Source organism: Myxococcus sp. AS-1-15 (genome assembly GCF_020037055.1).
GTDB classification, from domain to species: Bacteria; Myxococcota; Myxococcia; order Myxococcales; family Myxococcaceae; genus Myxococcus; species Myxococcus fulvus.
In genome coordinates this window covers 138,049-153,112 of the sequence record NZ_JAIQDF010000012.1, presented here as the reverse complement: position 1 = coordinate 153,112, position 15,064 = coordinate 138,049, and the positions used below count along the sequence as shown (strand labels likewise).

At 71.4% G+C, this 15,064-nt stretch carries 11 protein-coding genes; 8 read left to right on the top strand and 3 right to left on the bottom strand.

All coding sequences use genetic code 11. From position 1 onward, the window contains the following. The first annotated feature begins 152 nt into the window (after window positions 1-152). From K8625_RS29070 to K8625_RS29055, 4 genes are read left to right on the top strand one after another with little or no spacing between them, the layout of a single operon-like run. Complete coding sequence (locus K8625_RS29070; RefSeq protein WP_223748026.1) at window positions 153-713, top strand: RNA polymerase sigma factor; 561 nt, start codon at window positions 153-155, stop codon at window positions 711-713. Beyond that, window positions 710-1,447: a hypothetical protein gene (locus K8625_RS29065; protein WP_223747882.1), complete on the top strand. Its 738-nt coding sequence runs from the start codon at window positions 710-712 to the stop codon at window positions 1,445-1,447. The genes K8625_RS29070 and K8625_RS29065 overlap by 4 nt, the downstream gene beginning before the upstream one ends. 34 nt (window positions 1,448-1,481) lie before the next feature. Continuing rightward, window positions 1,482-2,024 carry a hypothetical protein gene (locus K8625_RS29060; RefSeq protein WP_223784525.1) on the top strand — a complete coding sequence of 181 codons (543 nt, stop codon included), beginning with the start codon at window positions 1,482-1,484 and terminating at the stop codon, window positions 2,022-2,024. A 7-nt stretch (window positions 2,025-2,031) separates the two neighbouring features. After that, on the top strand, window positions 2,032-4,926 hold the full coding sequence (locus K8625_RS29055) for a CHAT domain-containing protein (RefSeq protein WP_223784524.1): 2,895 nt from the start codon (window positions 2,032-2,034) through the stop codon (window positions 4,924-4,926). Here the strand turns inward: K8625_RS29055 and K8625_RS29050 are convergent. Then, window positions 4,917-5,651: an amino acid ABC transporter ATP-binding protein gene (locus tag K8625_RS29050; protein ID WP_223784523.1), complete on the bottom strand. Its 735-nt coding sequence runs from the start codon at window positions 5,649-5,651 to the stop codon at window positions 4,917-4,919. The two genes, K8625_RS29055 and K8625_RS29050, sit on opposite strands and share 10 nt — an antisense overlap. Before the next feature lie 8 nt (window positions 5,652-5,659). Beyond that, window positions 5,660-7,135: an ABC transporter permease subunit gene (locus tag K8625_RS29045; RefSeq protein ID WP_223784522.1), complete on the bottom strand. Its 1,476-nt coding sequence runs from the start codon at window positions 7,133-7,135 to the stop codon at window positions 5,660-5,662. 119 nt (window positions 7,136-7,254) lie between these two features. On the opposite strand from K8625_RS29045, the gene K8625_RS29040 reads away from it, so the two are divergent. Continuing rightward, window positions 7,255-8,610 (top strand): hypothetical protein, encoded by a 1,356-nt coding sequence (locus tag K8625_RS29040; RefSeq protein WP_223747877.1) that lies wholly within the window; start codon window positions 7,255-7,257, stop codon window positions 8,608-8,610. A 4-nt stretch (window positions 8,611-8,614) separates the two neighbouring features. On the opposite strand, the gene K8625_RS29035 is transcribed toward K8625_RS29040, so the two are convergent. Further along, the gene (locus K8625_RS29035; protein ID WP_223747876.1) at window positions 8,615-10,222 is read right to left on the bottom strand and encodes a sigma 54-interacting transcriptional regulator; all 1,608 of its coding nucleotides are present in this window, start codon (window positions 10,220-10,222) and stop codon (window positions 8,615-8,617) included. Window positions 10,223-10,436: 214 nt separating this feature from the next. On the opposite strand from K8625_RS29035, the gene K8625_RS29030 reads away from it, so the two are divergent. The 3 genes from K8625_RS29030 to K8625_RS29020 all read left to right on the top strand — a co-directional run bounded on the left by K8625_RS29030 (window position 10,437) and on the right by K8625_RS29020 (window position 15,061). Beyond that, window positions 10,437-12,476, top strand: coding sequence for a serine hydrolase (locus K8625_RS29030; RefSeq protein WP_223784521.1), 2,040 nt, complete (start codon window positions 10,437-10,439; stop codon window positions 12,474-12,476). Window positions 12,477-12,605: 129 nt separating this feature from the next. Beyond that, window positions 12,606-14,354: a DUF4157 domain-containing protein gene (locus K8625_RS29025; RefSeq protein WP_223784520.1), complete on the top strand. Its 1,749-nt coding sequence runs from the start codon at window positions 12,606-12,608 to the stop codon at window positions 14,352-14,354. Beyond that, complete coding sequence (locus K8625_RS29020; protein WP_223784519.1) at window positions 14,351-15,061, top strand: HEAT repeat domain-containing protein; 711 nt, start codon at window positions 14,351-14,353, stop codon at window positions 15,059-15,061. Before K8625_RS29025 ends, K8625_RS29020 begins: the two co-directional genes overlap by 4 nt. Window positions 15,062-15,064 lie beyond the last annotated feature (3 nt).

Here is a 15,064-nt window from a genome sequence, read left to right as displayed (position 1 = left end):
CGCCGCTCGGACAGCCCCCATCCCCGCGGTGACGCCCGCACGCGCTGCCGCCGGCACCCCGTGGCGCGGCGCCGCGAGCACCGCCGTGCGCGAGTCTCCGTCACGCTTGCCGCGGGAGGAGCCTTTCGATGACCATGAGCTTTCCCCGGAGGATGGTCCACGTGGAGCCACGACCGAGACCGACCCAGGCCGCGGGCGCCCTGCTCGATGACGAGCTGGAGAAGCTCCGAAGGGATTTGACCCACGCCGTCGCGCGGGTCTGCCCTCCCCGCCTGGCCGAGCGGCGCGACGACCTGGTGCAGACGGCGATGATGCGCGTCATGGAGCTGCAGCGGCGCGAGCCCGAGCGCTCCAAGCTGGCCCCCGCGTACCTGTACCGCGTCGCGTACACCGCGCTGGTGGACGAGCTGCGCGGGGTGCAGCGGCGCAAGGAGGTGGCGCTGGAGGAGGTGGAGTCGCTGCCCGAGTCGCCGGTGGCCTCGGGTGACCCGGAGCGCTCCGCGGGCTCCTCGCAGATTGCCCGCGCGGTGCGCGACTGCCTCAAGCGACTGGTCCAGGACCGACGGCTGGCGGTGACGCTGTACCTGCAGGGCCACACCGTCCCGGAGGCCGCGGAGCTGTTGGGTTGGGATGGGAAGCGTACCGAGAACCTCGTCTACCGCGGACTGGGTGGCCTGCGCGCCTGCCTCTCCGCGAAGGGATTCGAGCCGTGAGCGAGCACCGACGCGACGACACCGTGGTTCCCGAGGAGGCCACCGTCGAGCGCCTGCGCGCCGTGGTGCGCGGCGAGGACGCCCCCGAGGACGCAAGCTCGCCGGTGGACCCGGACCTCATCTGGCGCGCGGTGAGTGGAGAGCTGCCGGCCGAGGAGCGCCGGGCCGTGGTGGAGCGCGTGGCGGCCGACCCCGCCTGGGCCGCGGCGTGGCGGCTGGCGCACGAGCTGAACCGCGCCTCCCGCCGGTCCACCTCCGACGAGCGCGACGACGGCCAGGGCTTTCGGGCCCGGAGGAGCCGTGGCAGGGCGCGCGACGAGCGGCGGTTCCGCTTCGCGTGGAGCCGGCCCATGTGGGGCGCGGTGGCCACCGCGGCGCTGGTGCTGGTGGTGGTGGCCGTCAGGCTCCCGGAGGACGCCGACGCGCCGAACCTGCGGGGCAGGGACACCGCGGGGCTGGTCTCGCGCGTGCCCGAGGACGCGCCGCTGCGAAGGAATGACTGTGTCCTGCGTTGGAGCGGTGGGGTCGAGGGGACGCGCTGGTCGGTGCGGCTGTCCACCGAGGACCTGGGCTGGGTGCACCGCGCGGACTCGCTGGAGCAGAGCGAGTACCGCGTGCCGGAGTCGGTGCTCGCGCCGCTGAAGTCGGGCACGAAGCTGCTGTGGCAGGTGGAGGCGCGGCTGCCGGAGGGTCAGGTGCTCAGGAGCGCCACCTTCGTCAACCGCGTGGAGTGAACTCATGGTGGGGAATCACGAAGGGGGACGCCTCATGAAGACGAAGCATGCGATGACGATGCGAGGATGGATTCGCGGGGGACTGCTGACGCTGGCGCTGGGCCTCTCCGCGCAGGCCTGGGGACAGGCGACGACGTACACGAGCGGGAGGACCCCCTCCATCGCCGGCGAGAGCGGCGACACGGTGGTGTTCTCCGTGGTGGAGAACGCGGTGCGCACCGGGGCGACCCAGTCCGTGGTGCTCCAGGTCGTCGATGCGAGCACGGGCGCGGTGCTCGCGCAGACGCAGGGGTCGGTGGGGCCGGACGCGCCGATGCGGCTGTTCTATCGGCCCTCGGTGAGTGGCCCCGTGTATGGACGCGCCTTCGCGCCCACCACCGGGCCGCAGCTCTCCGTGCCCGTCCTCACCGTGGAGCGCTGGGACCCACGCTCCCCGACGGGGTGGAGCTACCCGCAGACCTGCCACTGGGAGCTGGTCCCCATCATGCCGGAGCCGGACCGCCCCGACGGCCCCACCACGGTTCGCGTCTGCGTTCCCGATGACCCGCCCCCCACCCAGGTCCGCGCGGCCCCGTAGGGATGAGATGAGTCCGACGCGACGGCTCCGGCGCGGCACCGAGCACCTCCTCACCCTCGTGGTGGGGATGCTGCTCGTCGTGTGTCCGGCCGTCGCGTCCGCCGCGGAGGATGGGCGGGCCCCCGCGCCCACCCTCGTCGACTGCCAGGAGCGCTTCGCGGCCCGTCCCGATGAGCAGGCGGCGGTGATGTGCTTCTACGAATGCGCGCAGGTCCCCCAGGCGCGGGACACCGTCCGACGGGCGTTGATCTCGCTGGGGGAGAAGCACCCGTCGAACGGGTGGCTCGCCCTGGTGCTCGGCCACGTGGAGTTCCTGTCGGACCGCAAGGCCGCCGAGGCGGCCTATCTGCGCGCGGCGGACCTCTTCCACGAGCGACAGGACGCGGAGGGCGAGGTGCTGGCGTCCATCAACCTGCGCTCCATCCTGCTCAAGCAGCGGCGCACGGAGGAGGCCCTGTCCTGGACGCACCGCGTGGGAGAGGTGGCGCGCGCCTCGGGCAAGCCCGACCTGCTCGCCCGCGCGCTCATCGTCGAGGCCAGCCACCTGCACGACGTGGAACATGACCTGGGCCGCGCCGTCCGCGTGCTCAAGCGCGCCGAGCCGCTCACCTTCCCCGACGGCGCTCCAGGCTTGCAGAAGCAGTACCTGACGCTGCTCCACTCCATCAGCGAGCGGCTGGGGTGGCTGGAGGAGGCCACCGAGGCCTCGGTGCGGCTGGCGGAGGTGGCGCGCGGCTCACGGGACCTCTTCTCGGAGGCGCGCGCGCGGCACTCCCTCGCCAACCTCATGACGCGCCGGCACCTGCGCGACAGGGCGCCCGAGACGCGCGCCCAGGCGCTGCGCATGGCCCGGGAGGCGCTGGTCGCCGCGCGCAACGCGGGTGTCCAGCAGCTGGAGGCGAAGGCGCTGCGGCTCATCGCCGACCTGCTCGGCGACAGCCCGGAGGAGCAGCGCGAGGCGGAGGCGCTGCTGCGGCAGTGCATGCGCATCGCGGAGGAGCTGGCCTCGGACGAGCGGAAGATTTCGTGCCTGTGGACTCGCGCGGAGCGCAGGGCCCACGACGACCCGGTCGGCGCCATCCAGGACTCGGAGGAGTCCATCCAGCTGGCGCTCGGTGTCCCGGACCCGCTGATTCTCGCCCTGGCCCTGCGGGGGCGCGCGCAGGTGGCGTACCTGACGCAGGCGCTCCCCATGGCGCTGGAGCACGCCGAGCGCGCCCTCGACGCGGTGGAGTCCCTGCGGGCCTCGCAGAGCGACGCCCTCATCCAGGCGGAGCTGTTCGCCAGCTGGGCGAGCGACTACCACCGGCTCGCGGGGTGGACGCTGGAGGCGGGCGGCGCCACGGGGAAGAGCGTGCTGATCAACCCGCGCGAGGCCCTGAGCCGGGCCTTCGCCCTGAGCGAGCGCATGCGGGCCCGCAGCCTGCTGGACGCGCTCGTGGCCTCACACGCGCTCGCGGCCGTGGAGGAGACCCCGAAGCACAAGGCCCAGCGCGACGAGGTGCGCGGGCGGCTGACGGCGGTGCAGCGCAAGCTGCTGGAGCCGACGCGCACCGCGGAGCAGCGGGAGGCGGCGCTGCGCGAGCTCCAGGAGCTGGAGCGCATCGAGCGGGATTTGCGTCCCGCGCCGCGCCAGGGCGCCCGGGAGTTCGCTTCACTGGAGAGCATCGAGCAGGGGCTCGGCGAGGACGAGGCCCTGCTGGCGTTCCTGGTGGGCGACGACACGGACACGCGCGGCGGCTTCGCGGGCGGCGCGTGGGTGCTGGCGGTGACGAGGAGCGGGACGCGCGCGCACCGCATCCCGGAGCGGGCGCTCCTGACGCCGGCCATCGCGCTGTTCTCGGGACTGCTGGAGCGGCGCGACGGCTCCGAGGCGGGCGCGGCGGCGGCCCTGTACACCCAGCTGCTCGGCCCCGCGCTCGCGCAGCTGCCCGCCGGGGTGCGTCGCCTGATGGTGGTGCCGGACGGTCCGCTGCATGACCTGCCCTTCGCCACGCTGAGACAAGGCGCGGACGGGCCACCGCTCGTCTCGCGCTACGAGCTGTCCCTGGTGCCCTCCGCGAGCCTGTGGCGTCACTGGCGCCAGGCCGCCGTGCGCCCCCCGGGAGGCCAGGCCCTGGTGCTCGCGGACCCGGACCGCAGCGTGCGCGTGGCGGACGCGCGCGTGGTCGCCAGGGAGCGCATGACGGTGTTCGCCGAGGCCGCGCGCGTCGGAGCGCTGCCCGAGGCCCGGCGCGAGGGCCGCGCGGTGGTGGAGGCCCTGCAAGGCACGCAGGTGACCCCGGACCTGCGCACGGGCACCGCGGCCTCCGAGCGCGCGCTCAAGCGAGCGGACCTGGAACGGGTGAGGGTGCTGCACGTGGCGGCGCACGCCGTCGTCGACGCCGAGGCCCCCGAGCGCTCGGCGCTGGTGCTCGCCCCGGGCAGCGAGCAGGAGGACGGCATCCTCCAGCCGCGTGAAATCGCGGAGCTGGGCCTCCAGGGCGCGCTGGTGGTGCTGTCGGCATGTCGCAGCGCCTCTGGCGCGGTGCTGCCGGGCGAAGGCGTGCTCAGCCTGTCACGCGCCTTCTTCGAGGCGGGCTCGCGCGCGGTGGTGGCCAGCCTGTGGCCCCTGCGCGACGACGAGGCCGCGGACCTGGTGGCGCGCTTCTACCAATACCTGGCCCAGGGCCTGAGCAGCTCCGCGGCCCTGAGGCGCGCGCAGCTCGACGCCATCGACGACGGCCTGCCCGCGGCGGCCTGGGCGGGGCTGGTGGTGCTGGGGGACGCGTCGCTCACGGTGACGCCGCCGCGCGAGGGTCCCCTGCCCTCCCTCCTCCTGCTGGGAGCCGCTGCGCTCGCCGGGGTGCTCCTGCTGGGCCTCGTCGGGTGGCGGTGGCGCTCCCGCCTGACTCACCGCTGAAGCAGGCGCGCGAGGAACTCACGGGTGCGCGGGTGCTGGGGCTCGCGCAGCACCTGCTGGGGGCTGCCCTCCTCCACCACCTTGCCCGCGTCCATGAACAGCACGCGGTGCGCGACATCCGCCGCGAAGCCCATCTCGTGCGTCACCACGCACATCGTCATCCCCTCTCGCGCGAGCGTGCGCATGACCTCCAGCACCTCGCCCACCAGCTCCGGGTCCAGCGCGCTCGTCGGCTCGTCGAAGAGCATCAGCTCCGGCTTCATCGCCAGCGCCCGCGCGATTGCCACCCGCTGCTGCTGTCCGCCGGAGAGCTGCGCCGGGTACGCCTGTGCGCGCGCGTCCAGGTGCACCATCCCCAGCATGCGGCGGCCGAGCGCCTCGGCGTCCGCGTCCGACAGCCCCAGCACCCTGCGCGGCGCGAGCGTCACGTTGTCCAGCGCGCTCAGGTGGGGAAACAGGTGGAAGCGCTGGAACACCATGCCCACCCGGCGGTGCAGCGCCTGGAGCGAGCGCGGGTCATCGCGCACGGGCGTTCCGCCCACCACGACCTCCCCCTCCGACGGCACCTCCAGTCCACACAGGCAGCGCAGGAGCGTGGACTTGCCACAGCCGGAGGGGCCGACGAAGACGACCACCTCTCCGGGCTGCACCGTGAGGTCCACGCCCTTGAGGACCTCCAGCGCGCCGAAGCGCTTGTGCAGATTGCGAACCTCGACGAGCGCCATGGCCTTCCTCACGCCTGACGGTGGAGGCGCTTCTCCAGCGCCGAGGCCAGCCGCGTCAGCGGCAGCGTGGCCATGAGATAGAACAGCGCCACCAGCGGCCAGACGGCGAGCGGCGCGGCCAGCTGGCTCGCCAGCTCCTGCCCCGCCCGCGTCAGCTCCGCCATGCCGATGATGGACACCAGCGAGGAGTCCTTGAGCAGGGCGATGCCCTCGTTGGTCAGCGGCGGCAGCACGTTGCGCACCGCCTGCGGCAGGATGACGTGGCGCATGACCTGCGCGCGGCTCAGGCCCAGCGCCCGCGCCGCCTCCTCCTGCCCCGGGTCCACCGAGGCGATGCCCGCCCGGAAGATTTCGGCGACATAGGCCGCGCTGTTGAGCGTCAGCGCCAGCACCGCCGCCAGCATCGGCGCCAGGTCCACGCCGAGCAGCTGCGGCAGCGCGTAGTAGATGAAGATGATTTGCACCAGCAGCGGCGTTCCACGAAGCCCCTCGACGTAGGCCGCGCACAGCCACGACAGCGGCTTGAAGCGCACACGCCGCCCCAGCGCCACCGCCAGCCCCAGGGGCAGCCCGGACACGAGCGCCAGCAGCGTGAGCCCCAGCGTCAGCCCCAGCCCCCGCGCCAGCCGCCACGCCACCTTGCCCCAGGGCACCTCCGCTCGCGCGGCCTGGGCCTTCTGCGCCGCCTCGCCGAAGTAGCGCTCCTCCAGCGCGGCGAACCTCCCGTTGTCGCGCAGCCGCTGGAGCGCGCCGTCCACCGCCTCGCGCAGCGCGGTGTCATCCGGCCGCAGCGCGATGCCGTAGTGCTCCTCGGTGAGCAGCCCGCCCGCGGCGCGGAGGCCCTCGAAGCCGTGGGCGAGGAAGTAGCGCAGCGTCGGCCCGTCCCCCACCACGCCCGCGAGGTTGCCGTTGCGCAGGTCCTGGAGCGCCAGGTCGATGCTCGGATACTGCCGCACCTGGATGTCCGGGTACTTCTCCAGCACCAGCGAGGCGCTCGTGTTGATTTGGATGCCCGCCGTCTTGCCTCGCAGCGTCTCGATGCCGGTGACGGACGTGTCGCCCTGGCGCACCACCACCAGCTGGCCCGCCGTGTAGTACGGCGTGGAGAAGCCCAGCCGCTGCTGGCGCTCGGGCGTGATGGTCACCGCCGAAATCACCAGGTCGAACTTGCCGGCCATCAGCGCGGGGAACACGCCGTCAAAGGACGTGTTCGTCCACGCCACCTTCGCGCCGAGCTCCTCGGCGACGAGCGCGCCCAGCTCGATGTCGAAGCCCACCAGCTCGCCGTCCTTCACGGACTCGAACGGCGGGTAGGTCGCGTCCGTGCCGATGCGCAGCGTCTTCCCCGTCCAGTTGCTCCGGTCGGCGGGAGCGTCCTGGCGGCCACAGCCGAGCCCCACGAGCACCAGCAATCCCCAGGCGAGGCAGGACAGGACGCGCCCACGAAGGGGGGCCCAGAGGGAACAGAGGCGGTGGCGCGGCATGGGACGAACCGCTCACATGCACAACATTCCCTGTCGTTTCAAGGACTTCCGCAGGGGCCGGGCCAGCCCTGACAGCCGCGCAACTTCCGCCCTCCTCGGAGCGATACTTCCTCCACATCATGAAGACCCCCATCTCCGGCCCCCGCGTCCAGCCCCGTCCGCTCGAGACCCCCGCAGCGCCCCCGCCTCGCAACGAGGTGAAGCCGCAGGCTCCGGTGGCGCGCGGTGACTCCCGCGACGTGTCCCGCTTCGACGTGGGCACGCCCCAGAAGCCGGTGGTGGCGCTGACCCCGCCCGTCGCGCCCCAGGGCACGCAGGTGGCCCCGGGCAGCTACCCCAGCGTGGCGGACGTGAAGGCCATCTCCTCCATCCAGGACCCGGTGGCGCGCAACTACGCCATCACCCAGGGCTACTCGGACCTGTCCAACGCGCTGGGGCAGATGCTGGGCAAGGAGAACGCCAACTGGTCCACCTTCGCGACCTGGGCCTCGAAGCAGGCGGGCGTGAGCATCCGCAACGAGGACATGCCCAGGTTCCTCACGGACGCGCTGCAGAAGGCCGGGGACTTGGCCGGTCCGCTGAAGAAGGTGGACGACGTGCTGCGCAAGGTGGGCCTGCCCGCGCTGCCGCTGGGTGACATCGCCGCGGCGGGCAAGGAGGCGCTCGACAACGTCAGCGGCTCCATCGCCGAGGGCAACCAGTTCGTCTTCAACGAGGTGGGCCAGGAGTTCGCCCGCTTCATCGAGACCTTCCAGGGCGACACGTCGTACGACGCGGCGAAGGCGCAGAAGTACCTGGACGGCTTCGCGAAGGACAAGCCGGTGCTGAAGGAGGCCTTCGCGCACTACACGAAGGCCATGTTCGAGAAGGACCCGAACAAGAAGGCGGAGCTGATGCTGCTGGCCAACGACAAGATTGGCCTGCACGAGCAGACGCAGCTGCAGGGCTTCGTGGAGAAGGCGCTCAACTCGCCGGTGCACGACACCTTCCGCAACGTGCTCAAGCAGAGCATCGAGTCGGGCATCAACGGGCTGCCCTTCCCGGCGAGGCTCGCGGGCCAGGCCGCGCTGAAGACGGGCCTGGTGGACGCGGCGCTCGGCCCCGTGGTGGACGCGACGGCGACCGTGTTCCGTCGGCTCGCCACCGAGCACATGATGAAGCTGGCGGTGCCGGGTGGCGCGCTGAAGCTGGGCAACGATCTGCCGCCGCCCGCGGGCATGGAGTCGACGCTCTTCCCGCCGCACCTGCGCTCCATCGAGAACCCGGAGCTGCGCGCGCTGCTGGGCAAGCTGGACTCCAGCCCCGACAGCCTCAAGGGCACCGCGGCCAAGGACTGGAGCAAGCTGGACCAGCGGATGGACTACATCATCGACCTGTTCCGCACGCGCCAGTCGGACCCGCACCTGTTCGACGCGCCGTTCGGCAAGACGGGCACCACGTACCCGCTGCCGGCCACGCAGCCGCGCGGCGGCTGAGCCGTCAGACCTCGTCCACCACGAACTGCTCCTGCCGGGCGATGCCGAGCTTCTTCATCCGGCTCTGGAGCGTGGAGGGCTTGAGGCCGAGCAGCGCCGCGGCGCCACCGGCTCCATAGACGCGGCCCCGGGTGAGGGAGAGCACGTGCAGGATGTGCTCTCGCTGGACCGCCGCCAGCGTCAGCACGGAGCCGGGCTTCATCGTCGCGTCCACCCCGCCGGGGACCGCGGAGGCCTCGAGCTGCGGCGCGCTGCTGGTGGCGCCCGCGTGCGAGGTGATGTCGAAGGACGAGGGCCCCAGCTCCGTGCCGGTCGCGAGGATGGTGGCGCGCTCCAGGGCGTTGGCCAGCTCGCGCAGGTTGCCGGGCCACTCGTAGGACGCGAGCCGGGCGAGCCCCGCGGGGGACACGCGCATGCCGCGACGTCCGGTGCGCCGGGCCTGCTCCTCGAGGAGGAACGCGCACAGCTGCGGCAGGTCCTCGCGCCGCTCACGCAAGGGCGGCAGGCGCAGGGGGAAGACGCTCAGTCGGTAGTAGAGGTCCTCGCGGAAGCGCTTCTCGGCGATGGCGCGCTGCAGGTCCACGTGGGTGGCGGCGAGGATGCGCACGTCCGCGCGCACGGTCTTGTCGCTGCCCACGGGCTCGAAGGCCTTCTCCTGGAGGGCGCGCAGGAGCTTGGCCTGGAGCTCGACGGGCAGCTCGCCCACCTCGTCGAGCAGGAGCGTGCCGCCGTGGGCCATCTGGAAGCGGCCCGCGCGGTCCTTGGTGGCGCCGGTGAAGGCGCCCTTCACGTGGCCGAAGAGCTCGCTCTCCAGCAGGCCCGCGGGGATGGCGGCGCAGTTGAGGGTGACGAAGGGCTCGTCCGCGCGGGAGCTCCAGCGGTGGATGGCGCGCGCGAGGCGCTCCTTGCCGGTGCCCGTCTCGCCGGTGATGAGGACGGGGGTGTCCGTCTCGGCCACCTGCCGGGCGCGCCGGGCGAGGTCGCGCATGACGGTGCTGAGGGAGGTCTCCAGGATGCCCTCGGACTCGCCGCCGAGCTGGGCCTCCAGGAGCTTGGCGTGCTCGTGGTCCTGGCGGTGGAGGCGCTCGAAGGTGGCGCGCTGCTCGGCGGCCTGGAGGGCGGTGGCGAGCATCTGACCGTAGACCTCGACCAGGTCCACCACGGGCTGCGGGTAGGTCTCACACTCGGCGCGGTCGAGCGTGAGGACGCCGTAGGAGCGCTCGCCCGCACACAGGGGGACGACCATGCAGGCGTGGCCCGGAGGCAGGTCGAGGACGCCGTCGAACGGGTCTCCGTCGCCGTGGGAGTGGTCCTCCTCGGTGAAGGCGCGGGCGCGGCGGGTCTCCAGGGCCTGGCGCAGGGAGGGGAACTCCGAGAGCGGCAGGGCGTGGTGGCGCACCTTGGCGTTGGCGAGCGGGCCGCGCGCGGCCACGGAGACGAGCTTGCCGTCCCGCAGGAGGAACAGGGTCGCCAGGTCGAAGCGCACCACGCGCGTCAGCCAGTCGAGCCCGCGACGCAGCAGCTCCTCCACCGAGTCCTCGGTGGTCGCCAGCTCCACCAGGTCCCGCGCGTCCTTCACGCCCTCGACTCGGCCCGACAGTTCATCCGCCATGAGGCGATGGATAATAGCGTTCCACCGAAATTGCAGTGCCCGAGGCACCGAGATTTCGTGGCGCGGGCACGGGATGTAGGCCCATCTGCCGAAACGCTTGCAAACCCAACACTCGGCGCGAGGGAGGCGGCTTCGACCTTCCGCACCTGAGGTGAATCGGGCGCGGGCTTCGTTCCTGGCTGGCAGCCACACCGTCAAGCAGGAGTCCACGCACATGAAAGCCTTTGGAATGAAGCCGCTGCTGACAGCCCTGTCAGTGCTGATGGCGTCCCTGGTGGGATGCGGGGTGCCCGAGCAGGAGGCGCCCGCCGCTCCGGAGTCCACGCCCGAGTCCACGTCCCAGCAGGCCCTGGTTGGTCCCTATGACCCCTGGGTCGCCCGCCACAACCTCACCGCCGCCCAATATCAGACGGAGTTCAACACCTGGACGGGGCAAGGCTATCGCCTCTCCTATGTCAGCGGTTACGAGGACGGGGGCAGTGCCCGCTATGCCGCCATCTTCGAGGACACGAGCGGGCCCGCCTGGCGGGCCTCACACGGGCTGACCTCCGCGCAGTACCAGACGGCCGTCGTCAACCAGAACGCGCAGGGCTACCGCCCGGTGATGGTCAACGGCTACAGCGTCGGAGGCGTCGCCTACTTCGCGGTCATCTTCCACGCGGACAATGGCGCCCCGTGGGTGGCCCGCCATGACATGACCGCGGCCCAGTACCAGACGGAGTTCAACACCTGGACGGGCCAGGGCTACCGTCCCGTGCACGTCAGTGGCTACACGTCCGGTGGCGCGGAGCGCTACGCGGCCATCTGGGAGCAGTCGGCCGGGCCGGCCTGGCGAGCCCACCACGGGATGACCGCGGCCCAGTACCAGTCCACCTTCAATACCAATGCGTCCCAGGGCTACCAGCTCGCGAAGGTCAGCAGCTACAACGTGGGCGGCACGGACCGGTACGCGGCCATCTTCCACGCGTCCTCGGGGATTCCGATGGCCGCGCGCCACGGGCTCACCTCGGCCGCGTATCAGCAGGCCGCGACGGACCTCAAGAACCAGGGGTACCGCCCCGTCGTGGTGGCGGCGCACAACAACGGGAGCGCGCCCGAGTTCTCGCTGCTCTGGCAGAACCTGACGTTCAGCGCCGCGGACCTGCAGCACATCGACACCACCGTCCAGCAGGCGATGAACGCCACGAACACCGTCGGCCTGTCGCTGGCCATCACCCGCCGCGGGCGCCTGGTGTTCGCCAAGGGCTATGGCCTGGCCGACCGGAGCAACAACACCCCGGTCCACAGCTCCCACCGCTTCCGCGTCGCCAGCGTCTCCAAGCCGATGACGGCCATCGGCATCATGCGGCTCATCGAGAGCGGCCAGATTCAACTGACGGACCGCGTCTTCGGCCGGGGCGCACTGCTCGGTGAGCTCTACGGCGCGCAGGGCACCTACGCCGACAGCCGCGTCCTGAACATCACGGTCCAGCACCTGCTGGAGCACACCGCGGGCGCCTGGGACAACGACGGCGGCGACGGCACGGGCGACCCGATGTTCATGAACACGGCCATGAACCACGCGCAGCTCATCCAGTGGGTCCTGCAGAACGTGCCGCTCGAGTTCGCGCCGGGGACGCGGTACCAGTATTCGAACTTCGGCTACAGCGTCCTGGGTCGCATCATCGAGCGCGTCACGGGGATGACCTACGACGCCTACATGCAGAGCCGCGTGTTCACGCCCAGCGGCGCCACCAGCTTCGCGGTGGGCGGCGACACCCTGGCCGCGCGGCTGTCCAACGAGGTCGCCTACTACCAGCTCGGCGCGGGGGCGGCCAACCCGTACGGCATGCCGGTGCGCCGCATGGACGCGCACGGCGGCTGGGTCGTCACGCCCATCGACCTGCTGCGCGTCTCCGTGCGCGCGGATGGGTTCTCCACCGTGCCGGACCTGCTGAGCGCGGGTTCGACCACCACGATGACCACGCGCACGACGGCGCCGGACACCGCGGGCAACGCCGTCAACTACGCCAAGGGCTGGTCGGTGAACAGCATCCCCAACTGGTGGCACGGCGGCTACGTCCCGGGCACCCAGGCCTTGTTGGTGCGGACCGATGACCGCTACGGCCCCAGCCGCACCGAGGAGTTCACCTGGTCGGTCATGACCAACTCCGACAACAGCACCAGCTCGGGCGTGCCCGACATCAACCTCGACAGCCTCATGTGGAGCGTGGTGAACGGCGTCAACGCCTGGCCCGCACACGACCTGTTCTAATCCGGCACGTGGGACCGGCGGGACGCGCCAGCGCCTCCGCCGGTCCCTTGCCCTCTCGTCGAATCTCGCTCAACCTTTCGGCCTGACGGCGTTGTTCCATCGGAGGCACCCGAGCTCGGGAGGCACGCGATGCGAATGCACACCAGGAAGGCCCAGGACCCGGTCCGGTCCAGTGCCCCCCGGCCCATGGCGAGGGTCGGCAAGGGCCTCGTGGGGAATGACGCCGAGCATGTGGCCAGCGCGCCCCTGGGGTCATGGAGCATCGGCGACATCCCGCTCTTCCCACCCACCGCGCCCCAAACGAAGCTCTCCATCGGAGAGGCGCAGGGCCCGCTGGAGCGCGAGGCGGACCGCGTCGCCGACCAGGTGCTGCGCATGCCCGAGCGTGTCGGTCCTGTCGGCACCTCCCCGCTGCAGCTCAGCCGCAAATGCACCTCCTGCGAGGAGGAGGACACAATCCAGACGATGGCCGCCGGGTCCCGGCCCTCGAGCTGGTCACGTGACACGGTGAGCGACGTGCTGCGCTCGCCAGGCCAGCCGCTCGATGCGCAGACCCGGGCCTTCTTCGAGCCGCGCTTCGGGCACGACTTCTCCTCCGTGCGCCTGCACACGGACACCCGGGCCGCGCAGTCCGCCCGGAGCCTGAATGCCCATGCCTATACCGTCGGCCACGACGTGGTCTTCGGCCGGGGGCAGTTCGCGCCGGGAACCCACGAAGGGCGGTGCCTGCTTGCCCATGAGCTGACGCATGTGGTGCAGCAGTCCGGCGCGAGGGGGATGCGCTCCGGCAGCCACCAGGACACGCCTCGGGTCTCCGCCGGGGGCGCCTCCAACACGCTCATGAAGAAGGGCTTCGAGAGCACGGTGCAGGTGTGTCACCGGGTCCTCGAATCGCGGAAGTTCGAGGTCACGAACGGCGGCCTGCGCGTCGTGCTGCTCCCTCAGGCCGTGGACCGGGGCGTCCCCAACTGCCGGGACTTCGATTACCACGTCACGTTGACCCGCTCGGTGGACTGGGGGTTCGACCAGGAGATTGGCACCTGCGAGGCCACCACCGGGGGCCCCAGGACCTTCACCTTCGGCAACCTCTCGTCCGGAACGTATTACCTGACGGTCTGGCGCAACTTCGACCATCCCCACTGCTGCCTCGAAGGGGACCTGATGGTCTTCGACGAAGCAGTCTCGGAGGACTCTTCCGGCTGCACACGCCACAAGTCGCTGTCGGCCATGGACATCGTGCATGGCGCATTGGACCTCGCGGGGTTCATCCCAGTCCTGGGAGCCATTCCCGATGGGGTGAACGCTGGCATCTATGCGTTGGAGGGCGACTGGGCCAACGCGGGTCTCTCGGCGGTGGCCATGGTGCCCGCCTGGGGAGATGGCGTGAAGCTCGGGGCCATCGCGGGCAAGGGGGCCATCAAGGTCTCCGAGAAGGCGGCCTTCCGGCTCGGCGAGGAAGGCATCGCCAAGGGCCTGAAGGAGGTCAAGGCCGCGAGCCAGGCGGAGAAGGCCGCCGTGGAGGCCTCGCAAGGCGCGGCCAAGACGGAGAAGGCCGTCGGCAAGGAGGCCGCCGCCCAGGCCGAGAAGAAGGAGGCCAAGGAGGCCGCCCAGGCGGAACAGGCAGGCAAGGACTCGAAGAAGAAGAAGGACAAGGGCTCGGGAGGGAAATGGACCTGCTACGGCCACAGCGCCGTCTTGCAGATCCCCAGCGCATTGCCTGAGCACAAGTGTCCCTACGATGGCACCTACGTCGACGGCCCTCCCGTGAGCGCCGCCAGCGAGGATGCAGCGTGCCTCGCCGCCAAGCATGCCTTCAATGCGATGATGCCGCGTGGCTGCCGCCCCAAGCACCTTGCTTGCAGGTGTTCGAAGCGATGAAACCCGACCGCAAGCTCGCGAAGAAGTTGGACGCCATCGTCCAGGGAACCCTCGTCGATGGACGGGCCCAGACCGAGGCGCTCGTGGCCTCCGTCGTCAGCGCGGGAGGGACATCGGAGCAGCAGCTCGTCAGGATGCTGGGGGACCCGAGCCTCGACCCCGAGCTTCGCGCGGACATCTGTTGGTTGATTCCGCGGCTGGAGCTCGACGGGGCGCAGACACTGCTCGAACCGCTCATGTCCGAGTCCTCGGACAAGCTCCGGGAGGAGGCGGCGGTGGGACTGGGGCTCATCGCGCACGACACCTCCATCGAGGTCCTGCTCAAGGCGATGGAGCAGGATGCCTCCCCATCCGTCCGGCGGGCCGCGCTCCACGCGTTGGGCATCTTCAGTCCACCGCGGGCCGCGCCCCACGTGATGAAGCTCCTGCTGGACCCGAGCGAAGACGAAGAGCTGAGGGCGGACGCCGCGGAGGCCCTGGCCCACTTCAGACATGAGGGCATCGTGGAGGTCCTCATCGACCAGCTGCGGGACGCGTCCGCGAAGGTGCGCTACTCGGCGGCCTACTCGCTCGGACAACAGGGTGATGGAAAGGCCATCGAGCCTCTGCGCGAGGTCTCGCTGAGAGACCATGCCGCCACGCCGTGGGGCAGCGTCTCATCCAGCGCACGGAACGCCCTCGATGAGCTGGAGGGCCGCGACGCCTGAGGC